A 26026-nucleotide genomic window follows, 5' to 3' on the forward strand; every position below is an offset into this window, starting at 1 on the left:
ATCAACCTACTTGCCGGCTGTTCTCGGACCAGTAGGCCTTGCGCAGTTCGCGCTTCAGTATCTTTCCGGCACCCGAAAGCGGCAGGGCCGCTACAAAATCCACACTGCGGGGCACTTTGTAGGCGGCGATGTGTTCGCGGCAGAACTTCTCGAGCTCGTCTGCCGTCACCTGCTGTCCGGGCCTGCGAACGACGACAGCGTGTACCCGCTCCCCCCACCGCTGGTCGGGCACCGCGATCACCGCGCAGGAAGCGACCGCCGGATGCCTGCCGAGCACATTTTCCACCTCCGCGGAGTACACGTTCTCGCCACCGCTGACGATCATGTCCTTGAGCCGATCGACCACGAAGACATACCCGTGTTCGTCCATATAACCCGCATCGCCGGTATGCATCCAGCCGCCCCGTAGCGCGAGCTCCGTATCCTCGGGCCGCTGCCAGTAGCCGAGCATCACATGATCGCCACGCGCCACGATCTCCCCCACCACGCCCCGTGGCACCTCGGCGTCGTCCTCGTCGACGATACGCACCTCGGCATGTGGCGCGGGCCGGCCCGCAGAACGGCGCAACGACGGGTCACTGTGGTCTTCGGCTCGCAGGATGGTCGCCACCGGGGCGAGTTCGGTCATCCCGTACGCCTGCGCCAGGGCGGCCTGCGGAATCAGCCCTCTGGTGCGCTCGAGCAGGGTTTCCGAGATCGGCGATGTGCCGTAGAGGACATGCCGGACCGACGACAGGTCGAAGGCGGCGATATCGGGGTGATCGACCATCTGCTGGAGCATGGTGGGAACCAGCAGGATATCGGTTATCCGGTGCTGCTCGATCGCAGCCGCAACCCCGCTGGGCGTGAATCCCGGCAGCATGATGTGGCTGTGGCCGGCCAGGGATCCACTGATGAGAAGGAACAGGTCCGCAAGATGGAACATGGGGGCCACATGGAGCATCCGGCCGTGCTGGGTCAACCAATCGCCGGTGGTGAAACAACCGAGCGCGTTGACCAGCACACTGTTGTGGCTGAGCATCACTCCCTTCGGGGCTCCCGTGGTTCCGCCGGTGTAGAAGAGCCCGAGCAGATCCTGGCCGCCCCGGCGGGCATCCACGGCGGGCGAGGAATCGGCGATCAGCTGCTCGTAGCCGACCATCGTTTCCGGGCAGGTGTCGTCTCCGCAGTACACGATGTGATCCAGCCCGCGGTACCGCTCCCGGATACCGTCCACCCGGCTGCTGAAGGCGCCGTCGACCAGGAGCACACGGGTTTCCGATTCGTCCAGCGCGTAGGCGATTTCGGTATCGCTCCACCGGTTGTTGATCGGCGTGATCACCGAGTCGGCCCAGGCGACACCGAAAATGTATTCGGCGTAGCGGTCGGAATTGAGGCCCAACATGGCGACCCGGTCGCCGGATACGACGCCGAGTCCGGCGAGGCCGCCGGCCAGGCGGGCGATCCTGTCGACGGATTCGGCGACCGTCCGCGTCCGTTCGCCGTCGATGGTGAACACTCGGCCGGGGTCGGTTTGCAAAGCCTGGTGCAGAAGCTGGGTCAGGTACATCGGCGAACTCCTGTGTGTATGCCGCGGTCTAGAGGGATCGGGAGATGATTTCTTTCATGATTTGATTGGTGCCGCCGTAGATCTGCTGTACTCGCTGATCGACCCATAGGTGCGAGATCGGATACTCGGCCATATAGCCGTACCCGCCGTGCAATTGCAGACAGCGATCGATGATGTGCATCGCCCGCTCGGTGGTCCACCACTTGGCCATGGCGGCGGTCGCCCCGTCGAGTTCCCCGCGTAGTAACCGGAGCAGGCAGTCGTCGACGAAACAGCGCACGATCCGGGCCTCGGTGGCGGCTTCGGCCAACGTGAAGCGACTATGCTGGAAATCGAACACCCGCTGCCCGAATGCACTGCGGTCTTTGGTGTACAGCACGGTGAGATCCAAGGCGGTTTCGATCGCGACTGCCGCGGTGACCGCTATTGTGAGACGTTCTTTCGGCAGCTGGCCCATCAGGTGGCCGAAACCGCGGCCTTCGACTCCGCCGAGCAGGTTTGCCGCCGGAACCCGTACGCCGTCGAGGAACAGTTCCGAGGCGTCCTGCCCCCGCTGCCCGATCTTGTCCAGGATCCGGCCACGCCGGAAGCCTGCGCGATCGGTTTCGACCAGGATCAGTGAGATACCGCGTGAGCCCGCATCCGGGTCCGTTCGGGCGACTACGATGACGAAGTCGGCGTGCGTCGCGTTCGTGATGAAAGTTTTCGCACCGTCGACCACATATTCCGCACCGTCACGGACCGCGCGGGTGCGGATACCCTGCAGGTCCGAGCCGGCTCCCGGCTCGGTCATGGCGATCGCACCGACGGCCGCGCCGGTGGCCATCAGCGGTAGCCATCTCTGCTTCTGGTCCTCGGTACCGTAGGCGAGCAGATAATGCGCGACGACGACACTGTGTACGCCTATCCCCCACGCGGTATCCCCGACCCGGCCCTGCTCCTCCAGCAGCACCGCCTCGTGGGCGTAGGTTCCGCCACCGCCACCGTATTCCTCAGGTACCGACAGGCACAGCAGGCCCAAAGCACCGGCTTTCGTCCACACTTCCCGGTCGATATGCTGCTGGTTGCGCCAGCGCGCTTGGTGCGGCGCGATCTCCTTTTCACAGAAGGAGCGGGCCAGTTCCCGTAGCGCGTCGAGATCCTCGGTCATCCACGGCGAGCGATGAGTGCTCATATTCCCTCCAGTAGTTCGTACTCGCCGGCTCAGGACAGGAACCCGCCGCCACAGACCAGGGTTTGCCCGCTGATGTAGTCAGATTCGGGTGAGCACAGCAGATACACGGCACCGGCCGCCTCGTCCGGAGTTCCGGCACGTCCGAGCGGGATGCCCTGTTCCAGAGTGGACAGCAGTTCTGGATTGACGCCCACCCGGATCTCGCGGCCCTCGACATTGATCGCGCCGTCGCCGCCCGCCGGTGTTTCGGTGAGCCTGGTGAGTATCAGGCCGAACGCCACCGTATTGACGGTGACGTTGTAGCGTCCCCACTCCTTCGCGAGGGTTTTGCTCAGACCGGTGATCCCGGCCTTCGCCGCGGCATAGTTCGACTGCCCGGCGTTACCACCGAGACCGGCGATCGACGAAATGTTGACCACCTTGCGGCACGGCACGGGCGCACCGGCCGCGCGCGCCGCCTTCACCGCCGCCGAGATCACCGGCTGCGCCGCCCGCAGAATCCGGAACGGCGCCTTGAGATGGACGTCGAGGATGGCGTCCCACTGCTCGTCGGACATCTTCTGGACGACCGAATCCCAGGTGTAGCCGGCGTTGTTGACGACTATGTCGAGACCGCCGAAGGACTCCACCGCGGTGCCGACGAAACGTTGCGCGAAATCCTCGTCGGTGACATTGCCCGGGCACGCGACCGCCTGCCCTCCGGCGGCCCGGATCGCGGCGACGGTTTCGGCCGCGGGTTCCGCATCGAGATCGTTGACGACCACGGACGCGCCTTCGGCCGCGAGCTTCTGCGCGATCGACCGGCCGATACCGCGGCCCGAGCCCGAGACGATTGCTACCTTGTCGGCCAGATTTCCCATCGGATACTCGTCTTTCAGTTGGAGGGATCGTCATCGGGCAGCGCCACGACGGCCTGCCCGGCAAGAGTCGTGGTGCCGTCGGCGAGGGTTACGGTGAGTTCGACAGTCGCGCGCTGTTCGCCATCCACGGTGTCCAGGGCGGTGACCCGCCCCGTGCACAGCGGTTCGGCGTGCACCGGCGTGATCGCGGAGAACCGCACCGCGAACCGGCGCAGATACTGCTGCGGAATCCAGCCGGTGAGCAGCTGGGCCGCATGCGCCATCGTCAGCATGCCGTGTCCGAAGACATCGGCCATCCCGGCGGCGTGCGCCGCGTCGATATCGATATGGATCGGATTGTGGTCACCGGAGGCACCCGCGAACAGTGCCAGCGTGGTACGTGTGACCGGGGCAGACCGGACAGGCGGCAGGGCGTCGCCGACTCGTACGCTGCGGTTCATCGCTGCTCCTCGTGCCGGATGATCGCGATATCGGTGAGCTCGGCGACGGTCCGGCCGTCCGGCCCGGTCACCGTGGTCGCCCGGGTGAGGAATTCCAGTGCCCCGCCCTTCTTCTGGTACACGTCGGTGATGCGGCTGCGGGCGGTCAGGTATTGGCCCGCAAAGGCCATGGACTTGTACTCGAAGGACTGCTCACCGTGCAGCACCCGGCTCAGGTCGACCCCGAGTTCGGCGATCCAGGACAGCGGGTCCGGTTGTTCATTGTGCAGGGCGCACAGAAATGTCGGCGGCACCGGTAGATCCGGATACCCGGCCGCTCGCGCCGCGGCGATATCGGTGTAGACCGGGTCGGTGGCGCCGGTGGCCTTCGCGAACAGGCGCAACCGGCTCCGGTCGATGAGCAGGTCGGTTCCGGGCAGGACTGTGCCTATGACGGCAGGGTCGATCGCCATGGTCAATCGACTTTCCGATATAGCGAAACCACGCACGCACCACCGAGTCCCAGGTTGTGCTGTAGTGCGAGGGTCGCGCCGGGGACCTGCCGGTTTCCGGCCTGTCCGCGGAGCTGCCAGGTGAGTTCCGCGCATTGTGCGAGTCCGGTGGCACCGAGCGGATGCCCTTTCGACAGCAGCCCGCCCGAAGGGTTGGTGACCACCCGGCCACCGAAGGTGTTCTGCTCGTCGGCCACGAACTTCTCTGCCGTTCCCTCCGGGGTGAGTCCCAGCGCCTCGTAGCTGAGCAGTTCGTTGGTGGTGAAGCAGTCGTGCAGTTCCACCACCGGAATCTCCTCCGGGCCGATCCCCGCGGCCTCGTAGACCTGTTGCGCGGCGGCGACGGTCATGTCGTAGCCGACCAGTTTCATCAGGTCGGCGGTATCGAAGCTGCTCGGCCGATCGGTGGTCATGGCCTGGGCGGCTATCTCGACCACCGCCGGGATCCCGCGGCGGCGGGCGAATTCCGGGCTGCACACCACCGCCGCCGCGGCGCCGCAGGTCGGCGGACAGCATTGCAGACGGGTGAGCGGGCCGAAGATATGCGGGGATGCCAGCACTTCCGCAACGGTGAGCGGTTCGCGGAACACCGCGTGCGGATTGTGTGCCGCATGTTGCCGCGCTTTCACTGCGATGCGGGCGTATGTCTCGGTGGAAATGCCGTACCGCTCCGCGTATGCCGTGCCGGCGCCGCCGAACAACTGCGCGGCCATCGGCACGTTGTCCGCCGCGGGCGCGACCTCGCGGGCGACCGTCATGAACCGGTCGAACGGGGTCGGGCGATCATCCCATTCAGCGGTAAGGGCACCGCGCTGCATCTGTTCGAACCCGACGGCGAGCACACATTCCGCGGCGCCGCTCTCGACGGACTGCCGGGCGAGCCACAGTGCCGACGAGCCGGTCGAACAGTTGTTGTTCACATTGACGACCGGCACTCCGGTCATTCCCACCCGGTAGGCAACATTCTGACCAGATGTCGAGTCACCATACACATAACCGGCGTAGATCTGCTCGATATCGTCGAACTCGACGCTGGCGTCCGCAAGGGCGGAGACTATCGCACCTTTGCCCAATTCGTCATAAGTACGGCTTTTACTGGGCGTAGCAAAGGGCTCCAGCCCCACACCGGCCACACGCGCTTTTCGGTCCATGAGCCTTCCTCATTTCACCGCCTGGATTAACAACCTGGAATCGGTTGCAGCATCAGTCTAGTGATGATTCACTTACATGTACAGGGGTGCCGGCAGTGAAGCCCCGCGACAACGCGAAGGGATCGACGATATGACCGCCAGAACAGCCACCGTGGTCCGTGATGGTTTCCAGTACCTCGAGGGAGCGCGCTGGTATGCCGACCGACTCTGGTTCTCCGATATCCCCCTGGGCACGGTGCACACCATGAATGCCGACGGCGAAGTGGCCGTCGCGGCGACTGTCGATGCGAAACCGTCGGGCCTCGGCTTCACCCCGGACGGTGTTCCACTGGTGGTGACCCAGGCCGACAACAAGTTGCGCAAGATCACCGCGGACGGCGGCACCGACGTAGTCGCAGACCTCGCAGGTGTGGCCACCGGCGCCAACGATATGTGGGTCGATTCCCAGGGCCGCGCCTATATCACCCAGATCGGTTACGACCTGTTCAACGGCGCCGACGCGCAGCCTTCGACGATGGTCGTCGTCGAACCGGACGGCACCGTCCACACTGCGGGCCAGGGGCTGATCTGCCCGAACGGGGTGAGCCTGAGCCCGGACGGAAAAACGCTCTATGTCGCCGAAACGTTCACCTTCCGGCTCACCACGTTCGACGTGGCCGCCGACGGCAGCCTGTCGAATCAGCAGATCTTCAAACAGTTCGACAAACTCGAAACCGATGCCCTCGACGGCCTGTGCGTGGACGCTGCGGGTGCCATCTGGGTGACCTGCCCGTTCAGCAGCGAAGTCCGGCGCATCACCCCCGACGGGACCGTCACCGATATCGTCTCGACCGCGACGGCCGGCCATTTCGTAGTGTCCTGCGCCCTCGGTGGACCGGACGGGTGCACCCTTTATCTCTGCTCCGCCGATACGGATCTGGAACGGATGTCGAACAATTTCGAAGGAACCGCGCGAATCGAATCGGTCACGGTGGACGTGCCGCGGATGAGCTGAAACGGAACCGCGTCTGCCCCGGCCGCCCGACAGCCGGGGCAGACGCGGCGGGCCGTGGGAAGCCGGAAACCGCGGCCCTCATACGGTATTCCGCCGACCGTGCCGCCCCTGGCGAGCACACGAAGCAATGCTCGATGCCGGCGAATCAGCGAAATACGCACAGATTTTCAGGGCAGCCGTAACGGTGGCGACGGCGGGAAGCGCACGGGCAGGCGGGTGAGCGCGCGATGAAAGGGGCCGGGACGCCAGGTCAACTCGTCCGCGGGTACGGCCAGCTCTATTTCCGGCAGAGCATCCAGCAACTGGTCGATGGCGTCCTGCACCACCAGATACGCCACCGATCGAGCGGGGCAGGCATGTACGCCGATACTCCACGACAGATGCGAACTGTTGTCGACCCGGTCTGCGCCGGAGATCGCCGGGTCATTGTTGCACCCGGCCATACTGATCACCACCGGTTGATGCGCCGGCAACCAGATATCGTCGATCAGAACCGGATGCCGCGGGTAGGAGAGGCAATAGTTCGACAGTGGCGGGTCGGTGAACAGCACCTCGTCCAGCGCGGCACGGGTCGACTGACTGCCACCGAGCACATTCCCGGCGAATCGGTCGTCGGTGAGGATGAGCCGCATGGTGTTGACGATCAGATTCTGCTGCGGTTCGATACCCGACCCGTACAGGCTGACCAGCTGCGGAATCATCTCGTCGTCGTCGAGCGCGGCCGAATGCTCCATCAACCGGGTAGTGATATCGTTCCCGGGCTCATTGCGCCTGAGCGTCACCAGATCCAGCAAAGCCTGGCCGAGCATCGCGTTCGCCTGGTCCGCGTCGTCGCCTTCGAAGATCTTGGCCATACTCTCCGCAACCCGGCTCCCGATCTCGGGCGGGCAACCGAAGAGCACATTCACCACGGCAAAGGCCAGCGGGAAAGCGTACTGCTGGATAAGATCGGCGGTTCCGTCCGCACAGAACGTGTTCACCTGTGCGATGGCGAGCCGCTCCACGGTGGCACGTAGCGCGAACATATCCACCCCGGCAACCGCAGCGACTGTCGCCTGCCGGTAGCGCATATGTTCGAGCCCCGCGCTGCGGATCGCACACGGACGCCATTCCAGCATCGGCAGTATCGGGCAGTCGGGTGCGACAGTGCGTTGCCATATCCGCGGGTCCGCCGGAAAACGTTCGGGATCGTTGAGGATGCGGCGCGCAGCGTCGTAGCCGACGACCAGCGTGGCCGGCACACCCGGAGCGAGATCCACCGGCACCAACGCACCGTGAGCCCGGCGCATCTCACGATAGGCACGGTGCGGGTCGGCGGCGAATTCCTCGGTGTAGAGAGGGATACGGATACTGTCCGGATCGTATGGAGAACTCGATACGGCCGGGGTGACCTCGGCGGTATGAGGGTGCGGCTTGCTCGGCAAAGGTTACAGCTCCGGTCGAGGTGATCGGTCGATGGTGCGCGTCCTGTGGCAGGTACTCGGCTGCGCACCCCCTTCGACGGGCCGGTAGCGATGCGCGCGCCCGGGCGCCGGGGCAGCGACAGCTGCCTGCCGACGGATCCCAACCCTAACCGGTCGATGCGACACAAGCGAACGGATCATTCACATAGGAGATGTAATGTGCTGTAACTCAATGTACTTCGGTATATCATTGCCCGAGAACCAAAACACATCGCGCCCGCCGCGAAAACCTCGATCAGCTGACCGCTCGCTCGCAGCGAGTCCCCGCGCTCCCGGCGCCGTTCGACCAGCGTGGCAGGCACTGTGGCTGCTGCACCGAGGGGCACGCGCCGCCGGTGGGTGCCCCTCGGAGCGGTCGCCGTGCTGCCCGGCCCGCTTCCCGGCCCCAGGCCGCGCCACGGTCGAGGACCGATGGTCCCACTGATTTCCATCGCGCCCAGGACCGGCGCGCCGGGCCGGTTTCCCAGGTGAACTACGCTGCGAATGCCTTGCCGAACCCGGCCGGGTACCGCGGCGTCACGGTGAAGCCGGTGTGAATCCGGCACTGTCCCGCAACTGTGAGCTCGGCGTCTGTGCCGGGTGAGTCAGGTCGGCCGGCGCCGCGGGTGGCGTACTTGTCCTCGGACGAAGGGCGGGACGGAGGATGGTCGTGCCACTCACTTCTCATCGGCAGCTCAGCGGTCGCCGGGGCGGCGCCTGCCGCCGGCTGATCGCGGCCGGGTTCGGTGCACTGATGCTGCTGACCGCGGCCTGCGGCAGCTCCGATCCGGCATCGCCCACCGGTGGGACCGGCGCGGAGGGACAACCCCGGGCGATCGTCTCGCTGAGCCCCACCGCCACCGAAATGCTGTTCGCGATCGGCGCGGGAGAGCAAGTGGTCGCGGTCGACGATCGTTCCGATCACCCGGCCGAGGCTCCCCGCACCGATCTGTCCGGCTACACCCCGAACGTCGAGGCCGTCCTCGGCTACGACCCCGAGCTCGTGGTCGCGAACGCCGATACCGGCGACCTGGTCGCCGGACTCCGGCGTGCGGGTGTCGAAACGCTGATCCTGCCCGCCGCACGCACCCTCGACGACACCTACACCCAGATCGAACAGCTCGGCGCCGCCACCGGGCATATCGGCGACGCGGCCGAACTCGTCGCCGATATGCGCACCGATATCGACCAGATCGTCGCCACGGTGCCGGCTCGCGCTGCTCCGCTGCGCTACTACCACGAGCTGGACGACACCTACTACACCGTCACCGACGACACCTACCTCGGTGAGATCTACGCCATGCTCGGCCTGCGTTCCATCGCCACCGGCGGCGACGGCTATCCGCAGCTGTCGCCGGAGTACATCCTCGAACGGAACCCCGACGTGATCTTCCTGGCCGACGGACAGTGCTGCGGCGTCACCGCCGAGACCGTCGCGCGACGCGCGGGCTGGGGCGAACTCGCCGCCGTCCGCGACGGTCATGTGCACGTCCTGGACGAGGACATCGCGAGCCGGTGGGGGCCGCGCGTGGTGGAGCTGGTGCGCGAGATCGCCACGATCGCGGCGGCCGGCACTCCGGCCGGGCGCCCGACCTCTTGATCGCCGTCTCGCGGCGGCACGCGCTGGTGGTGACCGGCGCGCTGCTCGCGCTGCTGGTCGCGGTTTCGGTGAGCATTCTCGTCGGCCCGTCGGGGCTCACCGCACACGGCGTGCTGCTCGATATGGCCGATCGGCTGCCGTTCGTGGACGTCGAATCCGGTCTGTCGCGGCGGCAGCAGGCGATCCTCTGGGACATCCGGATGCCGCGCACCGTCCTCGGTGTCCTCGTCGGCGCGATGCTCGCCATCGCCGGAGCCGCCTACCAGGGCGTTTTCCGCAATCCACTCGCCGACCCCTACCTGCTCGGCGTTTCCAGCGGCGCCGGGCTCGGGGCCACGCTGGCCCTCGTCGTCGGCGGCGCGGCCGGATTCGCCGGCGTTCCGGCCGCCGCCTTCGCCGGTGGCCTGCTCGCCGTCGCCGCGACCTATACCCTGGGCCGGACGATCGGCGGAGTCCGGTCGGAAGTGGTGGTCATCCTGGCCGGGGTCGCGGTAGCGGCCTTCGCCAATGCCGTGCAGACCTTCTTCATGCAGCTCGACGACGACACCCTGCGCCAGGTCTATTCCTGGATGCTCGGACGGCTGACCACCGATGGCTGGTCCGAAGTGCTCGTCGTACTGCCCTATGTGGTCGTGAGCGTGGCGGTTATCGCACTGCACCGGCGCACCCTCGATGTGATGGCGGTCGGCGATATCGAGGCGGCGAGCCTGGGCATCGCTCCGGCGCGGGCGCGCCTGGTGCTGGTCTGCGTCGCCACGCTCGGCACTGCCGCCGTCGTCTCGGCGAGCGGGTTGATCGGCTTCGTCGGCATCGTGGTGCCCCATGCCGTGCGGCTGCTCGCCGGGCCCGGGCACCGCCTGCTGCTGCCGCTGTCGCTGGTCACGGGTGCGGCATTCCTGGTGTTCGCCGATGTACTCGCCCGCACCGTCATGTCCCCCGCCGAACTGCCGATCGGTGTGGTGACGGCCGCTGTCGGCGCGCCGTTCTTCCTGTTCGTGCTGCGACGAAGCCGGAGGGTGTCGTGACCGGGGATCACCCGCCCGCCGTGGCTTGCGCAGGCGTCGGCGCCGAACGCGGCGGCATCGAGGTGCTGCACGAGGTGGACCTGTCGATCGCCGCGGGCGCGTGGGTGTCGCTGGTCGGCCCCAACGGCTCCGGCAAGACCACACTGCTGCACGCCCTCGCCGGACTGGTGCCGGCCACCGGCGAGATCCGGGTGGCGGACGTGAGCCCGGGCCGGTCGTCGCGCCGCGCGACGGCCCGCGCGGTCGCGTTGATGCCCCAACGCCCCGTGGTCCCCGAAGGCGTCACGGTGCGCGAACTCATCCACCTCGGCCGCACCCCGCATATCGCCCGGTTCGGCAGCGCGACCCGGCACGACCGGGAGATCGTGGACCGGGTTGTGGCGCGCCTCGAACTCGAAGAGTTCACGGCGCGATCGGCCACCCACTTGTCCGGAGGCGAATTGCAGCGCGTCGTGCTGGCCCGCGCGCTCGCCCAGCAGCCCCAGGTCCTGCTGCTCGACGAACCCACCAGCGCGCTCGATATCGGGCACCAACAGCAGGTGCTCGACCTCGTCGACTCGCTGCGCCGGGAGGAAGGGCTGACCGTTGTCGCCGCCATGCACGATCTCACCTCCGCCGCCCACTACGGCGAACGCCTGATCCTGCTGAACCACGGTCGTATCGTCGCCGACGGCCCGCCCGCCGAGGTACTGACCGCCCAGCGCATCGCCGAGGTCTACGGCGCACGCGTCGAAGTGCTCGACCGCCGCGACGGCCGCGCGGTCCTGCCCCTGCGCGACGCGAACTTTTCCACCGGGAAACCGTTCGGGCCGTCCGCGCGGGAAAACACTCGATCCGGTGCGTCGTGGTCGGGTCGACCTCCGTCCGGTGAGTCGCTGCCGGACGGAACCCTGCCCGAGGAAACGGAGTCACCCTGATGGAAATCGTCCTGCTCGGCACCGGCGCGGCCGACGGCTGGCCGTCCCCCTTCTGCCGCTGCGAATCCTGCCGCGACGCCGCCGCGCGCGGACAGATCCGCGGTCAGACCGCCGCTCTCGTCGACGACGTTCTACTGCTCGACTGCGGCCCCGAAGCCCCGCGCGCTGCTGTGCGCCTCGGCCGCACCCTCGCCGGGGTCCGCCATATCCTGCTCACCCACGCCCACCCCGACCATCTCGGACCGCAAGCCCTGCTGTTCCGATCCTGGGTCGACACCGGCCACGAACTCGAGGTGATCGGCCCCACCGCCGCACTCGACGCGTGCCGCCCGTGGGTCGGCCCGGACGACCCGGTGCGATTCCGCCCGGTGCAAGCCGGGGACCGCCTGTTCGCCGGCGCCTACGAGATCACTGTCCTGCCCGCCCGGCACCGGGTCTTCCACGACGGCGACACCGTCCTCTATGACCTCACCGCCCCCGGCGGTGCACGCCTGCTGTGGGCGTGCGATACCGGGCCTTGGCCGGCATCGTGGTTCGACGCGGTCCGTGACGCCGCCTACGACGCGGTGTTTCTGGAGGAGACTTTCGGCGACCGCTCCGAACTTTCCGGCCACCACCTCGGCCTCCCCGAATTCGCCGATCTGCTCATCGGACTGCGCGACGCCGCGGCCGTCACCGCCGCGACCGATGTGGTCGCCGTGCATCTGGGCCACCACAATCCACCGATCGACGAACTGGAGCGACGATTGCGAACCCACGGCGCCCGGCCGGGCCGCGACGGCGAAGTACTGTACGCGGGCGAACCACCCCGCCCGGCCGCCCACCGTACCCTCGTCCTCGGCGGTGTGCGCTCCGGCAAGTCCCAGCACGCCGAAGACCTGCTCGCCGCACACCCGGCCGTCACCTACGTCGCCACCGGCGGCACCCGCGACGGCGATGCCGAATGGGACCGGCGCGTCACCCTGCACCGCGAACGCCGCCCCGCCTCCTGGACCACCCTGGAAACCGACGATGTCGCCACGGCACTCACCACCTCGACCCAGCCCCTACTCGTCGACTGCCTCGGCACCTGGCTGACCGCGCGCCTCGACGCCCACAAGATCTGGGACGGAGCCGATCTCGCGCCCGTTCACGCCGATATCGAGGACCTCGTCACCGCCTGGCAGGCCTGCGAGGTTCCGGTGGTCGCGGTGAGCAACGAAGTAGGCAGCGGCGTCGTGCCGGCCTCTGCCTCGGGACGATTGTTCCGAGACCTCTTGGGCACGGTCAACTCTCGCATAGCCGCCGCGTCGGAGTCGGCCGTCCTGGTCGTCGCGGGAATCCCGATGCGGTTACGCTGACCGGACAACCGGCACGATCAGGCCAGGTATCCCCCCATCCGAGGCACCGCCTCCACCGGGTGCTGGGCGTTGATCGAGTCCGCCACCTCACGTAGCCGCCACCCGTGCTCGCCGCGAACCAGCACCGCCAGGACGAAACCGCTGGTGGTGTACGGGCTCAGGTCGTGCCGCAGCAGTTCGACCCCGTTGCGGGCATCCACCAACCGGCAGAACGGATTATCGACTTCGGCGAGGGTCTGGCCCGTGTAACAGGTGACCAGCAGGATGATCCGGTCGACTACGGCAGGAACGCGGGTGATATCGATCGAGATGACCTCGTTGTCGCCCTTGCCGTCACCGGTGACGCTGTCACCCAAATGCCGCACGGAGCCGTCCCGGGACGACAGCTGCTCGTGATAGACCGCATCGACCAGTTGCTGCCCACCGAAGAGCAGCGCCGTCGCGTTCAGATCGATCTCCCGATGCCGGAAGACTCTGCGCCGCGCCGGATCCCAGCCGAGTCCCATCATCAGGAAGTCGATCCGCTCACTGCTGTCGGTAATCAATGGCAGAAAATCCACCGCGTCCCCGTTCCGTTCCTGCAATCGCGCGCGGGGGCGCCGACCGCACAAGATTCACTCGAAATCACTACTCTATGCGCGCTGTCGAGCGGTGCGATATCGGCTAGGCCCCGACAAGCGTTGTAGCGCAGGGATCGCGGGGTTCGCGTCGAACCACGGCAGTGCGGTGAGGGCACGGTGGGCGGCGACAGCCTCCGGGGCCCCAGACGCAGGACCATCGCGCCGGGCCGCTGCGCGAAAGCGAACGAAAAGTCACGAGCGCCCGGGGCGGCGCCGATGTCCGCGCCCGGGAGCACCTGTCCGCACAGTGGGCGATATGCCGCTTGGTCCCCTTATCCTCACGTAAGTCGGATGCGGACCATCGGAAGCCCGGTACCACGGTCGTCGGTAGGCGCGCCAAGGGTGCTCTCGATCGCCGGTTTCATGGTGGCCCAGGTACGGGGGTGCCGGGTGACGTAGGCGTGCAGCGAAGCCGCTGACTCGTCGGGGTTCAGCAAGCTCGCGTACGCCTCCGCAGGCCGCCGACCTCCGATCCAGACCCGGACCCCGGGATCGGCCCGTACATTGCGGAACCACTGGGCGCGAGCACCGAAACCGGACACCACCACATACGAATCCGGATCCGGGTGGTCGATGACTTCGAGGATGACGTAGCGGCGGGCGCCGGTTTTCCGTCCGGTGTGTTCGAGCATCAGCATGCGAGAACCGAACAGGAAGCCCAGTCGTGCCCGGTACATTCGCACGGGTGCGCGCATGAGCCATCGGATGCGTAGTGCTCGGGATGCTATACCGACGAGGGCGTCGGCGACCGGAGCCGGAAGAGTCGTTGAGACAGACATGAGTACCTCGCTCGTGGGCGGTGTGGGCGGGATCGGGCCGTTCACCGGGCATCCTCTACGGCACCACCTCCCAGCCCCGACCGGTAGATGGACAACACCTCGACACCCCAGCGCCGCATTCCCTCCTCCGTCGCAAGATCGACACCGACAACAGCGCCGATATGCGGACGTAGCATCAACACCGCGAGATCGTTGACCAGAAGAAACGCGGCACGAACGGCCGGATCACCGCCGGGGTCGGCGACCCCTTTCTCGGCCATTTCCGCCAGCACGTCGCGGCTGACCGTGTACAGGCGCCGGAACAGCGCTGAACCGGCGGGCCCGCCTTCCAGCAGCATGCGCCCGAGGTAGGCGGGGACCGGCGAATCGGGTGGTAGCCGACCGATGATCTGCGCCGCCAGCGCCGGGACCGCCCCGGGCGCGAACGGACCGACCTCATCGGCGAGCACCGTCTGCTGAAGGAGGGACTCGAACACGTCTGCCACGTATTCGTCCACCGCAGCACGCAGACCGGCCTTCGCACCATAGTGCCGGATCACCAGCGCCGGAGAAACATCCGCAGCCGACGCGACCGCCCGGACCGTCACCGCATCGGCGCCATGGCCGGCGAACAGCCGCAACGCCTCGTCCCTGATCCTGGCTCGGGCGGTGCGATCATCAAAGCGTGAACGCATGGTCACTATAGTAAACGTATGTTTACTTCTATACAACGCGGGCGCCCTGCCCACTCTCACCATGACGCTCGACAGCCCCCCGACGCGGCAGGGATTCATACACCGCGCCCGTCGACCAGCTCGCCCCGAACTCCGATCCAGAAGCTCCCCACCCTCGCAGCACCGGTCGGGTGTCCAGCTATCGCCCCCGGATTGGAAGATCAGCATTTGGGGAGCGAAATAGCCATAGGTCGACAGCGAGTAGGCGGCCATGATGCCCGCCGACGCCAGCCACCAGCGCCGGAAGACAACAGGGGTGCGCCACGCCAGATACAGGTTGATCAGCGACAACGGCGCGACTACCGGAGAGACGAACGGCCAGAACGCGCGGCCGGCCCGATGGAAGCCGGATTCGTTCATGGCGTCGAGTACCTGCCCCGGGCGCGTCGGCCCACAGCGGGACCACGCCGAGTTTCTCGTACCAGCCCGCCCCGAATCGGATTCCGACGAATATCACCAGCAGCCACAAGGGGCCGGCCTCGGGCGAGCGATGGAAGAGCAGTTCGAAGGCCGCGACGCCGAATCGCCGGCGGTTCTCCTCGATGTGGTCACCACGTCGACGGACGCACTGACTCATGCGACCGACGCGTTGCGCGGCTATTCCGCGTGAAGCAACCCGCTGTCGCGCGGTCGCGCCGACAGCCCTCGCCATGATTCGGGCGCGCCTGCCATCGAATTCGCGCCGGCGAGCACAATCCAAAGCGTAAGGCGGGTCCGGATATCAGCGTCATCTGCCCGGGACGCGGGCGCAGGATCTGTCGAGCTTCGCGTCGGCGCCCGGCACCGCTCGTCGACCCGCAGGCACCAGCCCATGCCAACTGCACCCACCGGCCTGACCCGGATTTCGGTACCGTGCCCTCGACCGTCAGAGGTTTCGGATCGACTGGCAGCAGACCCACCCCCGGTGGCACGAACCCGTGAAGATGGTCGCCATATCGGTCGACTGAATGGAAGTTAGACGCGCAAACTCTGGTGCATTTTTGGTGATCGGCCAAAGAAGAAAAGCAGGTCAACCCCAACTACCGGGACGGACCTGCTGTTTCTGCTCCCCCAACTGGACTCGAACCAGTAACCTGCCGATTAACAGTCGGCTGCTCTGCCAATTGAGCTATAGGGGATTGCTCGGCGGTCTCGCCCGTACCGGGCTGACCGAGGTGAAACTCTAGCGTATCGGTGGGCGCGGGCCCAAATCGCGGGGTCGAGCTCGGCGGACGGGGCAAATAGTGGGTGCGAGCGGCGTGGCCGTGGTGGAGTCGGATCGACAGGTGTCGGTGCGGTCGGGCAGGATGGGGCGGCACGGACTACTGGGAGGAGCTCGACCCAAATGCTGCGGTTGATCATCGGTATCGCTGCCGGTTATGTAATGGGCAGTAAGGCCGGGCGAGCGCGCTATGAGCAGATCAGTGCCAGTGCGCGGGCCGTCGCAGGGAGCCCGGTGACCCGCAAGCTGGTGAACGTGAGCCGGCAGAAGCTATCGGAGAAGTTGAGCACCCAGCCGAAACTGGAGCCGATGGAGCCGCTGGACGAGCGCACCACCGTCATGGTGCCGCACGATCAGCTGCGGCGGCGTTAGAGCAGGCCCCGGTAAGCAGCGAATATCAGGTGGCGGCGAATTCGCCGCTGCCCATGGCCTGGTCGAGCAGGCTTTTGCGGTACTGCTCGAGTGCCACCAGATCACCGAACAGCGCCATATAGGTGTCCTGGTCGTCGGTAGAGGAAACGCGGTGCAGGCGGGATTTCAGTTCCGCGATCTGCCGGCCCACCAACGCGGCCTGAGTGCTGGCGAGGACTCCGGTGATGAAGCGCGGGATATCATTGCTCGTTTTCACCGGCAGTGGTTCGCTTGCCAGTTCCGAGACGAGTGCGCGCAGGGTGAGGTCGTCGGTGTGGTCGGTGATGGCGGCGATCCAGTCGGCGCCGTCGAGACCGCAGCAGACACCGCCCGCTTCGGCCATGAGAGTGCGTACCGCGATATAGGCGGGGTGGGTGAAGGCGTCGGTTTCCAGGGCGTCGAACGCCGGGCCGGCGATTTCCGGGTATTGGAGTCCGGCGGCGAGGGCTTGGCGCTGGGAACGCAGCACCGGGTCGCGCGGATCGGGGCGGGCGGCAGGCGGTGTGGGGCCGGTGTGCTCCACCCGGGGCGCCCGAGCGGGTGCGGCCGCGGCGCCGCGTAGTTTGCGGGCCTCCTCGTCGACGCGGCGGTAAACGAGCTGCGGATCCTGCCAGCCGGTCCATTCGGCGAGCTGGGTGGCATAGCGTTTACGCAGGCCGTGGTCCTTGATCTGGGCAACGATCGGTACGGCCCAGCGCATCACCTCGACCTGGCTGTCGTAGGTCAGGGCACGGGTGCGGCTGTCCTCGCGTTTCGCGATCTCCTGGCGCAGTGCGAAATCGAACAGCGGTTCGCGGCGGGCGACCAGATCGCGCAGGGCGGCGTCGCCGGAATGCTGCCGCATCTCGCACGGATCCTGCCCGTCCGGGGACACCACCACGTAGGTCTGCCCGGCCACTTTCTGATCACCGAGGAAGGCTTTCAGGGCTGCGGCCTGGCCGGCGGGGTCACCGTCGAAGGTGAAGATGATCTCACCGCGCCAGAAATTGTCGTCCATGAGCAGGCGTCGCAGGATCCCCAGGTGATCGTCGCCGAATGCGGTCCCGCAAGCGGCGACGGCGGTTTTCACCCCGGCCAGGTGCATGGCCATCACATCCGTGTAGCCCTCGACGACCACGGCCTGATGACTCTTGGCGATCTCCCGTTTGGCGTGATCGAGACCGAACAACACCTGGGACTTCTTGTACAGCAAGGTTTCCGGGGTGTTGACGTACTTGCCCGGCATCGTGTCGTCGTCGAAGAGTTTGCGCGCGCCGAAACCGATCACATCGCCGCCGAGGTTGCGGATGGGCCACAGCAGCCGCCGGTGGAAACGATCGATCGGGCCGCGGCGGCCCTGCCGGGAGAGGCCCGCCGCCTCCAGCTCCTTGAATTCGAAACCCTTGTTCAGCAGGTGCTTGGTGAGGGTGTCCCAGCCGTCGGGGGCGTAACCGCAACCGAACTGGGTCCAGGTAGCCTCGTCGAAATTGCGGTCGGTGAGATATTTGCGGGCCATCGTGGCGTCGGGTCCGCGCAGCCGCGACATATAGAACTCGTGCGCGGCGGCATTGGCGGCGACCAGCCGGGAACGGGTACCACGGTCGCGCTGCACCGAGGGACCGCCGCCCTCGTAGTCGATCCGGTACCCGATCTTGTCGGCGAGCTGTTCGACGGCCTCCACGAAACCGATGTGCTCGATCTTCTGGATGAAGGCGTACACATCACCGCCTTCGTTGCACCCGAAACAGTGGAACAGGCCGTGGTTGGGGCGGACGTGGAAAGACGGCGATTTCTCGTCGTGGAACGGGCACAGGCCCTTCATCGAATCGGCGCCGCCACGTTTGAGGGCCACATATTCGCCCACCACATCTTCGATCCGGACGCGCTCCCGAATGGCGGTGATATCGCGAGCTGGTATTCGTCCGGTCACGGGGACGAGTCTAGGCGATACCTCCGCCTCCGCTCCGGCCGTGCGCGGTCCGAGGAGGAGCTTCGCCCCGCTGCGCACCTGGTGCCAGCGGACACAGCCGGAGGCCCGGGCACCCTGTGCGCGAACTCACCGGTGGTTCACAGCTGCGCGGCGACGCGTTCGAGCCGGCTTTCGGTGTAGGAAGCGATCTGGTCGGCGATCACCCGCACCCGGGCGGTGTCATCGGCGGCGGCGTCCCACCACGGTTGCAGGAGGGGGTCGAGCGCAGCCGGCCCGGTGGCCAGCAGATGTTCGGCCACGGCGATCAGCCGGTCCCGCTGGGCGGCCTGCCGGAGTTTGTGGTCGGGATCGGACATGACATAGCGCAGGGCGACGGTCTTCAGCATCGCGACTTCGGCCGCGGCGACGGGTGGCACCAGCAGATCGGCGGAGTAGCGGGCCGGCGGGCCGGACGCGGCCTCCTTGGTGGTGACCACCGCCGCGTTCGCGAACCGGCCGACGAGTTCACTGGTGAGCCGCTTCAACGCGACCGAACTGCGTAGTGTGCCGTCGTAATGGAACACATCGGCGACCACCGGCAGTTCCGAGAGCCGCTGCGCCGCGGCCACCAGATCGTCGACCGACAGTGCGCGATGCTGCACATGCCCCAGTTCGGCCAGCGCCAGCCGCTCCACCGGGTCGGCCAGCGCCCGCAGATCGATCCGTCCGGCGATGATCCCGTCCTCCACATCGTGCACGGAGTAGGCGACATCGTCGGACCAGTCCATCACCTGGCATTCCAGCGCGGGCCGGCGTTCCGGCGCGTCCTTGCGCACCCATGCCAGCCGGTCGGCATCCACCTCGTAGGCGCCGAATTTGCCGCCCGGTTCGGTGCGCTGCCACGGATATTTGATGCAGGCGTCGAGGGCAGCACGGGTGAGGTTGAGCCCGGCACTGTGACCGTAGGAGTCGAGAACCTTCGGTTCGAGCCTGGTCAGAATGCGCAGGTTCTGGGCGTTGCCCTCGAACCCGCCGTGCTCGGCAGCGAAGATGTCCAGGGCCTTCTCCCCGTTGTGCCCGTAGGGCGGGTGGCCGATATCGTGCGCGAAGCCGGCGAGTTCGGCCAGGTCCGGGTCGCAACCGAGACCGTCGGCGATACCGCGGCCGATCTGGGCGACCTCCAGCGAATGGGTGAGCCGGGTACGCGGAGTGTCACCTTCGCGGGGCCCCATGACCTGCGTTTTATCCGCCAGACGGCGCAGCGCGGCCGAATGCAGCACCCGGGCACGGTCGCGCGCGAATTCACTGCGGTGCCCGTTGCCGCCGGCGCCGGCGTCGACCAGGCCGGCCGTTTTCGGGGCCTCGGTGACCAGGCGTTCCCGGTCGTGCTCGGTATAGGTCATCGCACCAAGTCTGCCACCCGGGGGTGACGTTCCGGAGTGTCCGGCGGCACCGGCAGGTGAAGCGTTATCGACCGGCGGTGTAGCTGAAATCGTCGGCCGAGAAATGGGTGAGCTGATACCAGAGCAGGGCCGCGGTCTCCCGGGCGATCCCGTGCGCCTGCGATTCGCGGGTGTACACGGCGGGGCCGGTACGGGTGGGCGCGGTCCACGCGTCGAGTCCGGCATCGCGGGCCATGGTGCGGGTGCGCAGGGAATGCCAGGGATCGCTGACCAGGACCGCGGATTCGAGCCCGCGCTCCTTCATCGCCGCCGCCACGGCCTCGACACTGCGCAGGGTGTCGGATCCGGTCTCCACGGCCAGCACGGCGTCCGCGGGGATACCGGCGTCCGTGAGATACATCTTCCCGGACGCCGCCTCGGTGTAGAGGTCGCCTTCCTGTTTCCCGCCGACCGTGATCACCAGATCCGAAACGCCCTGCTCGTACAGCTGCTCGGCCTGATACAGCCGAGCCTCGAAAACCGACGACGGGGTGCCCGAGTACTGAGCGGCGCCGAGTACAACGATGGCGTCCGCGGGGGTGTAGTCCTCGATCCGCGCGACCTGCCACACCCGCACCGCGGTCCCGAGGAGCAGCACCAACCCCAGCGCCACCGCGCCGCTGATCAGACGGCCTGCCCAGCGCAGAATCGCGGCACCGATCCCGCGCGGTGCGCGGGAATCGGTACGCGAGTCCGGTCGTGTACGCGCTGGCGCCCAATTCACATCGACAAGTCTGCCAGGCAGGTTCCGGGTGCCGGACAGCGCGGACCTGGATCCGGCAACCGTCGCGCCATCGGACCCGGATCCCGTTCGCGCTGTTCAGAAGGGTGGCGATACTGTTTACCAGCCTTCTGGTAATCGCACGCGGCGCCGAAATCCCTGCACTACCGGGTACATCGGGCAGGCGTTGGCGCCCGAATCGTTATCGGATTCGCCGGATGGGTGAGGTGACCGCGGTGCGCGGGGTGTCACGACGGGCGCCTGCGAGCTGGGGAACCGTTGTTTGACCCTGACACGATGTCAGGCCATAGAACAGGTGGCGTCATGTTGAGTATCGGAGATTTCGCCAGGCACGGACGGGTGTCGGTACGGATGCTGCGCCACTACGACCTGATCGGCCTGCTGGTGCCCCACCGGGTCGACCCCGTCAGCGGATACCGCTTCTACGAGGTCGGTCAGCTGGCGCGGCTGAACCGCATCATCGCGCTCAAAGAACTCGGCTTCACGCTGGACCAGGTGGGCCGGATGCTGGACGACGCGGTGACCGGCGCCGAGATGCGCGGCATGCTGACCCTGCGCCGCGCCGATCTCGAACAGCGCATAGCCGCGGACCGGGAGCGGCTCGTCCGGATCGAGGCGAGACTCCGGGTAATCGAAAGGGAGGGCACGATGCCTACCGACGAGATCGTGGTGAAAACCGTTCCGGCCGTCCGGATCGCCGAACGCAGCACCGTGGTCGCCGATTTCACGCCGGAGAAGATCGGGCCGGCGGTGGAACGGCTGTTCACGGAACTGTGTGCGGCGCTGGAGCGGGAGCAGATCGAGTTCACCGGGCCCGCCGTCTGCTACTACGACCACCGGCCCGACGGCTCGGTGCTGGCGCACGCGGGTATGCCGGTGCGCATCGCCCCCGGCGAATCGGGCGATCTCACCGTCGTCGATCTCCCGGAGATGCCGCTGGCCGCAACGCAGATCTACCGCGGCGATATGAACGGCGTCCTCGAACCACACCAGGACCTGGTGCAATGGATCGAGGACAACGGCTACCGCCCAGCGGGACCCAGCCGCGAGGTCACCTTGGTCTGGGATGTGGACACCAGCAAGTGGGTGACCGAACTCCAGGAGCCTGTCGCCCGGAAGTGACCCTCCGCTGCCGGAGCCGCCGATGCCGGTTCCGGCAGGCCGGGTTCCGGGTCGATCCCCGACCCCGAATTCGATGCCGGTCCGGGTCTGATCGAAAGCTGGTGGGACCGCTACCCGCGCCAACCCGGGCGACGGGCGCGCCGAGCCGGAGGTCACCGAGTTCCCGGGCCGGCCGGTGGGCTGAGTTCTGGGCGCATACCACCCGCCCGAAAACCGGAAGTAACGGACAATTTCGCCGACAGGCCGCCCCGCACGGTGAATATCCCGTGGATCGGGGTCGAACACCGGTAGATTGTGCTGCCGATACGAACAAGTTGTGATTGGCTGTTCATCGGCGAGATCTGCTGCGTCACCAGCCGTTCCCCGGTGACCATGGATCCGCCCTTACTTATGCGTCAAGCCGCAGTGATGTGGCATGCCTTTGGACTGATTTGGGAATCCTGGGAACAGTGAACGGCCCGTGGCCGTCTCGGTGAGCACATGGAGTACACGATGCCTGGATGGAAGAACGCCGCAGCCGGTCTGGCGGTAACCCTCGCCACTGTCCTTGCCCCCGCGGTGGCCACGACGACTGCCCATGCGGCCCCGGCGCATTGCCCCGGCCTGTATGTGGTGGCGATTCCCGGAACTTGGGAGACCTCGGTAGACGATCCCGGCAAAGGGATGCTCGGCGCTGTCACGGACGGCCTCCCCAACGGCGCGTATGCCGACTATGTCGCCTATGCGGCGACCGCGTTCCCGTGGGAGGGCGAAGTCTACGGCCGTTCCAAGAACGAGGCCGTCGCCGGCGCGCGCGGATTGATTTCGGATGTCTCGCGGCGCTGCGCCAACACCCGGTTCGCCCTGCTCGGCTACAGCCAGGGAGCCGACGCGGCCGGGGATCTGGCCTCCGAAATCGGCACCGGCCTGGGCGTTGTCCCCGCCGACAGGGTCGCCCTGGTCGGGCTGATCGCCGATCCGCGGCGCTCCCCCACCGACAACTTGATCGGTCCGGCCGTGCCCGGCGCCGGCGCGGGCGGCCCCCGGCTGACCGGTTTCGGCTGGCTGAGCAATCGCACCTACACCTTCTGCGCGGTGGGCGATCTGTATTGCTCCACCCCCGACGGTGATTTCGCCGCCCGGATCGCCGGATTCTTCGCCCAGGTTTCGACTGCCGATCCGGCCCAGTTCGGCAACTATCATTCGCTGGGTCTCGAATTGCTCAACGACGCGCTGGCCGCGGGCGGGGTCGGCCTGCTGCACGACCAGCTCAACGGCGCCGCCTACGAGGAGCGGAAACAGCAGATCGACGATTTCGTGAAATCCGGTATCCACCAGAGTTACCCGAACTACCGGGTCGCGGGTGGTGCCACCGCCCTGACCTGGCTGCGGCAGCAGCTCATCGCACTCACCTGACGGGCACCCCTGCCGACGGCCCGGCCGCCTTCCGGCCGGGCCGTCGGCATCTGATCACCAGCCGCGACTCTTCCATTCGGCCAGCTGCGGCCGTTCGGCGCCGAGGGTGGTGTCGTCACCGTGGCCGGGATAGACGGCCGTGTCGTCGCCGTAGCGACCGAACAGTTTGCGGGTGACGTCGTCGAGCAGAGTGGTGAAATCCTCAGGGCGCCAAGTCTTTCCGATGCCACCGGGAAACAGGCAGTCTCCGGTGAACAGGTGGGTGCGACCGGATCCGTCGGTCAGGGCCAGCGTGACCGAGCCGGGGGTGTGCCCGACCAGGTGGATGATCTCGAGCGTGAGGTCGCCGACGGTGACACTGTCGCCCTCGGCGAGCAGGCGCTGCGGGGTGACCGGCAGCGGTTCGGCGTCGAGTGTATGCGCGGCGGTCGGCGCACCGGTTGCCTCGGCGACAGCCCCGAGCGCCTGCCAGTGGTCGGGATGCTGATGGGTGGTGACGATCAGGCCGATCCCGTCCGGGGCGGTCTGTTCGACAAGTTCGATGATCCGGTTCGCGTCGTTGGCGGCGTCGATGAGGAGGGTCGCGCCGGTGGCCGTGCACTGCACCAGGTAGGTGTTGTTGTCCATCGGGCCGACCGACATCTTGGTGATCCGGGCGCCCGGAACCTCCCGGCGCTGCGGAGCGCCACCCGATTCGACATGTCCGGTATAGGTCGTTTCGACGGTGATCACACCCTGATGCTAGCGAGGACGCCGATGGCGCCGGCACGCCGAGTCGCTTCGCCGGCCGGTTGATACTGCGATGTGGCGGCAGGTCCGGCTCGCGGACCGGATTCAGGCTGGGCCCTAGGCTCTCGACCGGCGGTTTGCGCTGATCTCGACCGGGTATTGCGGCAGGCGCCCAACGAGGAAAGGAGAGGTTCATGCGCAAGACTGTTGCCGTTGCTCTATCGTCCCTCGTTCTCACGTTCGGTGGAGTGGGCGTTGCCGCGTCCGACCCACTGGAGCAGCCACAAGCACCGTCGATCGCCCAGGGCAATATGGACAACGACCATGAGCAGGAGAGCGATAAGACCGGCCTGTGGGGCCTGCTCGGCCTGCTGGGCCTGCTCGGAATGGGCGGACTGGCCAAGAAGAACAAGAACGTCACGCGTTACGACAGCACCGAACCGCCTCGGCGCCCGTAACGCAGATATACCGGCACAACTCCTTGGAGGCCGGCGCGACAGCGCGGATCACAGTACGGTCCGCGTGTCGCGTCGGCACTACCCGATTCAAGCGCTCTAGCAACCGAGCAGGCGCTGCGCGAGGTAACCCTCGACCTGGTCGAGAGCGATCCGCTCTTGGGCCATGGTGTCGCGTTCGCGGACCGTGACCGCCTGGTCGTCCAAAGTGCCGAAATCGACGGTGATGCAGAACGGAGTACCGATTTCGTCCTGCCGGCGGTAGCGGCGGCCGATGGCACCGGCGTCGTCGAATTCGATATTCCAGTTCCGGCGTAGCCGTGCGGCGAGATCCTTGGCCTTCGGCGTGAGATCGGCGTTACGCGAAAGCGGCAGCACGGCGGCCTTGACCGGGGAGAGCCGCCGGTCCAGCCGCAGTACCGTGCGCTTGTCCACGCCGCCCTTCGCGTTCGGGGCCTCGTCCTCTGCGTACGCGTCGACCAGGAACGCCATCAGCGAACGAGTCAGACCGGCCGCCGGTTCGATCACATACGGGATGTAGCGGTCCTCGGCGGTCTGGTCGTAGTAGCTGAGGTCGACACCCGAGTGTTTGGCGTGGGTGGACAGATCGTAATCGGTGCGGTTGGCGATACCTTCCAGCTCGCCCCATTCGCCGCCGGTGAAGCCGAAGCGGTACTCGATATCGGTGGTACCGGCCGAGTAGTGCGACAGCTTCTCTTTCGGGTGCTCGAACAGACGCAGATTCTCCGGGTCGATCCCCAGGTCGGTGTACCAGGAGAATCGGGTATCGATCCAGTACTTGTGCCATTCGGCGTCTTCGCCCGGTTTGACGAAGAACTCCATCTCCATCTGCTCGAATTCACGAGTGCGGAAGATGAAGTTGCCGGGGGTGATCTCGTTGCGGAAGCTCTTGCCGATCTGAGCGATACCGAACGGCGGCTTCTTACGCGCGGTGGTTTCTACGTTCTTGTAGTTGACGAAGATGCCCTGCGCGGTTTCGGGGCGCAGGTAGTGCAGGCCTTCTTCGTCGTCCACCGGGCCGAGGTAGGTCTTGAGCAGACCAGAGAAGTTGCGCGGTTCGGTCCATTTGCCGGGCTGGCCGGTTTCCGGATCGTTGATATCGGCCAGGCCGTTGGCCGGCGGATGACCGTGTTTGGCCTCGTAGGCCTCGAGCAGGTGGTCGGCACGGTAGCGCTTGTGGGTGTGCAGGGATTCCACCAGCGGGTCGGAGAAGGTCTCCACATGGCCCGAGGCCACCCAGACCTGCCGGGGCAGGATCACCGAGGAATCGAGACCCACCACATCTTCGCGGCCGGTGACCATGGAGCGCCACCACTGCTTCTTGATGTTGTCCTTGAGCTCGACGCCCAGCGGACCGTAGTCCCACGCCGACTTGGTACCGCCGTAGATCTCACCACACGGGTACACCAGCCCCCGACGCTTGGCGAGGTTGGCAACGGTGTCCACCTTCGACTTGGGTGCCACGCGAGAACTCTCCATCCACTACGTAATCGCCAGTAGTTACGCTGCCCGGACCGGGCGCACG

25 protein-coding genes, 1 tRNA gene and 1 riboswitch are annotated in these 26026 nt (G+C 66.8%); of the genes, 10 read left to right on the forward strand and 16 right to left on the reverse strand.

Annotated features, from left to right (window positions below; translation table 11 throughout):
• Position 1: 1 nt before the first annotated feature.
• The 6 genes from NFL01S_RS17385 to NFL01S_RS17410 are packed head-to-tail and all read right to left on the reverse strand — an operon-like array spanning position 2 to position 5665.
• Positions 2 to 1549 carry an acyl-CoA synthetase gene (locus NFL01S_RS17385; RefSeq protein ID WP_062976503.1) on the reverse strand — a complete coding sequence of 516 codons (1548 nt, stop codon included), beginning with the start codon at positions 1547 to 1549 and terminating at the stop codon, positions 2 to 4.
• A gap of 28 nt (positions 1550 to 1577) precedes the next feature.
• Positions 1578 to 2723 (reverse strand): acyl-CoA dehydrogenase family protein, encoded by a 1146-nt coding sequence (locus NFL01S_RS17390; RefSeq protein WP_062976505.1) that lies wholly within the window; start codon positions 2721 to 2723, stop codon positions 1578 to 1580.
• 29 nt (positions 2724 to 2752) lie between these two features.
• On the reverse strand, positions 2753 to 3583 hold the full coding sequence (locus NFL01S_RS17395) for an SDR family NAD(P)-dependent oxidoreductase (protein ID WP_062976506.1): 831 nt from the start codon (positions 3581 to 3583) through the stop codon (positions 2753 to 2755).
• 14 nt (positions 3584 to 3597) lie between these two features.
• Complete coding sequence (locus NFL01S_RS17400) at positions 3598 to 4023, reverse strand: MaoC/PaaZ C-terminal domain-containing protein (protein ID WP_062976508.1); 426 nt, start codon at positions 4021 to 4023, stop codon at positions 3598 to 3600.
• Positions 4020 to 4475, reverse strand: a complete 456-nt coding sequence (locus NFL01S_RS17405; protein WP_062976510.1) for a MaoC family dehydratase N-terminal domain-containing protein — start codon at positions 4473 to 4475, stop codon at positions 4020 to 4022. Before NFL01S_RS17405 ends, NFL01S_RS17400 begins: the two co-directional genes overlap by 4 nt.
• Before the next feature lie 2 nt (positions 4476 to 4477).
• The gene (locus tag NFL01S_RS17410; RefSeq protein WP_062976512.1) at positions 4478 to 5665 is read right to left on the reverse strand and encodes a lipid-transfer protein; all 1188 of its coding nucleotides are present in this window, start codon (positions 5663 to 5665) and stop codon (positions 4478 to 4480) included.
• Positions 5666 to 5795: 130 nt separating this feature from the next.
• Between NFL01S_RS17410 and NFL01S_RS17415 the strand changes: the two genes are divergently transcribed.
• Entirely contained in the window at positions 5796 to 6659 is an 864-nt protein-coding gene (locus NFL01S_RS17415; protein ID WP_063915980.1) for an SMP-30/gluconolactonase/LRE family protein, read from the forward strand.
• A 167-nt stretch (positions 6660 to 6826) separates the two neighbouring features.
• On the opposite strand, the gene NFL01S_RS17420 is transcribed toward NFL01S_RS17415, so the two are convergent.
• Positions 6827 to 8083, reverse strand: a complete 1257-nt coding sequence (locus tag NFL01S_RS17420; RefSeq protein WP_062976515.1) for a cytochrome P450 family protein — start codon at positions 8081 to 8083, stop codon at positions 6827 to 6829.
• Between the two features lie 506 nt (positions 8084 to 8589).
• Positions 8590 to 8737: riboswitch (cobalamin riboswitch) on the forward strand.
• A gap of 118 nt (positions 8738 to 8855) precedes the next feature.
• On the opposite strand from NFL01S_RS17420, the gene NFL01S_RS17425 reads away from it, so the two are divergent.
• Genes NFL01S_RS17425 through NFL01S_RS17440 form a run of 4 tightly spaced genes read left to right on the forward strand, consistent with a single transcriptional unit; the run spans position 8856 to position 12983 of the window.
• On the forward strand, positions 8856 to 9701 hold the full coding sequence (locus tag NFL01S_RS17425) for an ABC transporter substrate-binding protein (protein WP_245670750.1): 846 nt from the start codon (positions 8856 to 8858) through the stop codon (positions 9699 to 9701).
• Positions 9698 to 10726, forward strand: coding sequence for a FecCD family ABC transporter permease (locus NFL01S_RS17430; protein WP_062976520.1), 1029 nt, complete (start codon positions 9698 to 9700; stop codon positions 10724 to 10726). The genes NFL01S_RS17425 and NFL01S_RS17430 overlap by 4 nt, the downstream gene beginning before the upstream one ends.
• Entirely contained in the window at positions 10723 to 11643 is a 921-nt protein-coding gene (locus NFL01S_RS17435) for an ABC transporter ATP-binding protein (protein WP_084492780.1), read from the forward strand. The genes NFL01S_RS17430 and NFL01S_RS17435 overlap by 4 nt, the downstream gene beginning before the upstream one ends.
• Positions 11643 to 12983: a bifunctional adenosylcobinamide kinase/adenosylcobinamide-phosphate guanylyltransferase gene (locus tag NFL01S_RS17440; protein WP_062976522.1), complete on the forward strand. Its 1341-nt coding sequence runs from the start codon at positions 11643 to 11645 to the stop codon at positions 12981 to 12983. Before NFL01S_RS17435 ends, NFL01S_RS17440 begins: the two co-directional genes overlap by 1 nt.
• Positions 12984 to 13000: 17 nt before the next feature.
• Here NFL01S_RS17440 and NFL01S_RS17445 read toward each other — a convergent pair whose 3' ends face one another.
• From NFL01S_RS17445 to NFL01S_RS37470, 3 genes are all read right to left on the reverse strand, one after another.
• Entirely contained in the window at positions 13001 to 13543 is a 543-nt protein-coding gene (locus NFL01S_RS17445; protein WP_245670740.1) for a TerD family protein, read from the reverse strand.
• Positions 13544 to 13881: 338 nt separating this feature from the next.
• Positions 13882 to 14382 (reverse strand): nitroreductase family deazaflavin-dependent oxidoreductase, encoded by a 501-nt coding sequence (locus NFL01S_RS17450; RefSeq protein ID WP_062976687.1) that lies wholly within the window; start codon positions 14380 to 14382, stop codon positions 13882 to 13884.
• A gap of 41 nt (positions 14383 to 14423) precedes the next feature.
• The gene (locus NFL01S_RS37470; protein ID WP_245670741.1) at positions 14424 to 15455 is read right to left on the reverse strand and encodes a TetR/AcrR family transcriptional regulator; all 1032 of its coding nucleotides are present in this window, start codon (positions 15453 to 15455) and stop codon (positions 14424 to 14426) included.
• Between NFL01S_RS37470 and NFL01S_RS35540 the strand changes: the two genes are divergently transcribed.
• The gene (locus NFL01S_RS35540; protein ID WP_157116613.1) at positions 15454 to 15705 is read left to right on the forward strand and encodes a hypothetical protein; all 252 of its coding nucleotides are present in this window, start codon (positions 15454 to 15456) and stop codon (positions 15703 to 15705) included. The two genes, NFL01S_RS37470 and NFL01S_RS35540, sit on opposite strands and share 2 nt — an antisense overlap.
• Positions 15706 to 16140: 435 nt before the next feature.
• Here NFL01S_RS35540 and NFL01S_RS17465 read toward each other — a convergent pair.
• Positions 16141 to 16213: transfer RNA gene (locus NFL01S_RS17465), tRNA-Asn, on the reverse strand.
• Between the two features lie 206 nt (positions 16214 to 16419).
• Between NFL01S_RS17465 and NFL01S_RS17470 the strand changes: the two genes are divergently transcribed.
• The gene (locus NFL01S_RS17470; protein ID WP_033244772.1) at positions 16420 to 16668 is read left to right on the forward strand and encodes a hypothetical protein; all 249 of its coding nucleotides are present in this window, start codon (positions 16420 to 16422) and stop codon (positions 16666 to 16668) included.
• A gap of 25 nt (positions 16669 to 16693) precedes the next feature.
• Here NFL01S_RS17470 and dnaG read toward each other — a convergent pair whose 3' ends face one another.
• The 3 genes from dnaG to NFL01S_RS17485 all read right to left on the reverse strand — a co-directional run bounded on the left by dnaG (position 16694) and on the right by NFL01S_RS17485 (position 20761).
• The gene (gene dnaG / locus NFL01S_RS17475) at positions 16694 to 18616 is read right to left on the reverse strand and encodes a DNA primase (RefSeq protein ID WP_062976528.1); all 1923 of its coding nucleotides are present in this window, start codon (positions 18614 to 18616) and stop codon (positions 16694 to 16696) included.
• Between the two features lie 137 nt (positions 18617 to 18753).
• On the reverse strand, positions 18754 to 19998 hold the full coding sequence (locus tag NFL01S_RS17480; RefSeq protein ID WP_062976529.1) for a deoxyguanosinetriphosphate triphosphohydrolase: 1245 nt from the start codon (positions 19996 to 19998) through the stop codon (positions 18754 to 18756).
• A gap of 64 nt (positions 19999 to 20062) precedes the next feature.
• Positions 20063 to 20761 (reverse strand): YdcF family protein, encoded by a 699-nt coding sequence (locus NFL01S_RS17485; protein WP_062976530.1) that lies wholly within the window; start codon positions 20759 to 20761, stop codon positions 20063 to 20065.
• 321 nt (positions 20762 to 21082) lie between these two features.
• Here NFL01S_RS17485 and NFL01S_RS17490 point away from each other — a divergent pair, with 321 nt between their 5' ends.
• Both NFL01S_RS17490 and NFL01S_RS17495 read left to right on the forward strand, forming a co-directional pair.
• Entirely contained in the window at positions 21083 to 21901 is an 819-nt protein-coding gene (locus NFL01S_RS17490) for a MerR family transcriptional regulator (protein WP_062976532.1), read from the forward strand.
• Positions 21902 to 22393: 492 nt separating this feature from the next.
• Positions 22394 to 23296 carry a cutinase family protein gene (locus NFL01S_RS17495; protein WP_084492823.1) on the forward strand — a complete coding sequence of 301 codons (903 nt, stop codon included), beginning with the start codon at positions 22394 to 22396 and terminating at the stop codon, positions 23294 to 23296.
• 54 nt (positions 23297 to 23350) lie between these two features.
• Here NFL01S_RS17495 and NFL01S_RS17500 read toward each other — a convergent pair whose 3' ends face one another.
• Positions 23351 to 24028 carry an MBL fold metallo-hydrolase gene (locus tag NFL01S_RS17500; RefSeq protein ID WP_062976536.1) on the reverse strand — a complete coding sequence of 226 codons (678 nt, stop codon included), beginning with the start codon at positions 24026 to 24028 and terminating at the stop codon, positions 23351 to 23353.
• Between the two features lie 191 nt (positions 24029 to 24219).
• Between NFL01S_RS17500 and NFL01S_RS17505 the strand changes: the two genes are divergently transcribed.
• Positions 24220 to 24483 carry a WGxxGxxG family protein gene (locus NFL01S_RS17505; protein WP_063915975.1) on the forward strand — a complete coding sequence of 88 codons (264 nt, stop codon included), beginning with the start codon at positions 24220 to 24222 and terminating at the stop codon, positions 24481 to 24483.
• Positions 24484 to 24579: 96 nt separating this feature from the next.
• Here the strand turns inward: NFL01S_RS17505 and NFL01S_RS17510 are convergent, their stop codons facing one another.
• A complete protein-coding gene (locus NFL01S_RS17510; protein WP_062976691.1) occupies positions 24580 to 25965 on the reverse strand; it encodes a glycine--tRNA ligase in 1386 nt (461 codons plus the stop codon).
• Positions 25966 to 26026 lie beyond the last annotated feature (61 nt).

The organism is Nocardia flavorosea NBRC 108225, from assembly GCF_001613385.1.
In the GTDB taxonomy this organism is placed as follows: Bacteria; Actinomycetota; Actinomycetes; order Mycobacteriales; family Mycobacteriaceae; genus Nocardia; species Nocardia flavorosea.

What these genes read in the sequence shown, in the direction of transcription:
- NFL01S_RS17385 (WP_062976503.1), bottom strand. Translation starts at nt 1,549, where the DNA reads ATGTACCTGACCCAGCTTCTGCACCAGGCTTTGCAAACCGACCCCGGC.
- NFL01S_RS17390 (WP_062976505.1), bottom strand. Translation starts at nt 2,723, where the DNA reads ATGAGCACTCATCGCTCGCCGTGGATGACCGAGGATCTCGACGCGCTA.
- NFL01S_RS17395 (WP_062976506.1), bottom strand. Translation starts at nt 3,583, where the DNA reads ATGGGAAATCTGGCCGACAAGGTAGCAATCGTCTCGGGCTCGGGCCGC.
- NFL01S_RS17400 (WP_062976508.1), bottom strand. Translation starts at nt 4,023, where the DNA reads ATGAACCGCAGCGTACGAGTCGGCGACGCCCTGCCGCCTGTCCGGTCT.
- NFL01S_RS17405 (WP_062976510.1), bottom strand. Translation starts at nt 4,475, where the DNA reads ATGGCGATCGACCCTGCCGTCATAGGCACAGTCCTGCCCGGAACCGAC.
- NFL01S_RS17410 (WP_062976512.1), bottom strand. Translation starts at nt 5,665, where the DNA reads ATGGACCGAAAAGCGCGTGTGGCCGGTGTGGGGCTGGAGCCCTTTGCT.
- NFL01S_RS17415 (WP_063915980.1), top strand. Translation starts at nt 5,796, where the DNA reads ATGACCGCCAGAACAGCCACCGTGGTCCGTGATGGTTTCCAGTACCTC.
- NFL01S_RS17425 (WP_245670750.1), top strand. Translation starts at nt 8,856, where the DNA reads ATGCTGCTGACCGCGGCCTGCGGCAGCTCCGATCCGGCATCGCCCACC.
- NFL01S_RS17440 (WP_062976522.1), top strand. Translation starts at nt 11,643, where the DNA reads ATGGAAATCGTCCTGCTCGGCACCGGCGCGGCCGACGGCTGGCCGTCC.
- NFL01S_RS17450 (WP_062976687.1), bottom strand. Translation starts at nt 14,382, where the DNA reads ATGTCTGTCTCAACGACTCTTCCGGCTCCGGTCGCCGACGCCCTCGTC.
- NFL01S_RS35540 (WP_157116613.1), top strand. Translation starts at nt 15,454, where the DNA reads ATGGCGTCGAGTACCTGCCCCGGGCGCGTCGGCCCACAGCGGGACCAC.
- NFL01S_RS37470 (WP_245670741.1), bottom strand. Translation starts at nt 15,455, where the DNA reads ATGAACGAATCCGGCTTCCATCGGGCCGGCCGCGCGTTCTGGCCGTTC.
- NFL01S_RS17470 (WP_033244772.1), top strand. Translation starts at nt 16,420, where the DNA reads ATGCTGCGGTTGATCATCGGTATCGCTGCCGGTTATGTAATGGGCAGT.
- NFL01S_RS17480 (WP_062976529.1), bottom strand. Translation starts at nt 19,998, where the DNA reads ATGACCTATACCGAGCACGACCGGGAACGCCTGGTCACCGAGGCCCCG.
- NFL01S_RS17490 (WP_062976532.1), top strand. Translation starts at nt 21,083, where the DNA reads ATGTTGAGTATCGGAGATTTCGCCAGGCACGGACGGGTGTCGGTACGG.
- NFL01S_RS17495 (WP_084492823.1), top strand. Translation starts at nt 22,394, where the DNA reads ATGCCTGGATGGAAGAACGCCGCAGCCGGTCTGGCGGTAACCCTCGCC.
- NFL01S_RS17505 (WP_063915975.1), top strand. Translation starts at nt 24,220, where the DNA reads ATGCGCAAGACTGTTGCCGTTGCTCTATCGTCCCTCGTTCTCACGTTC.